A 297-nucleotide genomic window follows, 5' to 3' on the forward strand; every position below is an offset into this window, starting at 1 on the left:
CGGTCGCGGCGACATCACCCTGGAAGAGGCCGAGCAGGCCCTGCAGGACTACCAGGGCCAGCTGGAGAAGGTCTTCACCGAGGTCCGCGAGGCCTCCGCGGCCTCCGGTGACGCCCAGGAGCCGCAGGACGGCTTCCCGGTCGCGGTGCCGACCGCGATCTCCACGGAGGTCGTCAAGCGGATCGCCGAGTCCCAGGTCGACATCCCCGACGGCTTCACCGTGCACCCGCGTCTGCTGCCCCAGCTGCAGCGCCGGGCGACGATGGTCGAGGACGGCACGATCGACTGGGGCATGGG

1 protein-coding gene is annotated in these 297 nt (G+C 71.4%); it reads left to right on the plus strand.

Annotated features, from left to right (window positions below; translation table 11 throughout):
- A partial coding sequence (locus tag LE548_RS38670) for a hypothetical protein (RefSeq protein ID WP_225101781.1) occupies positions 1-297 on the plus strand: 297 nt, incomplete at both ends.

Origin of the sequence: Streptomyces sp. CoH27 (assembly GCF_020181035.1) — a bacterium.
Classification (GTDB): domain Bacteria; phylum Actinomycetota; class Actinomycetes; order Streptomycetales; family Streptomycetaceae; genus Streptomyces; species Streptomyces camelliae.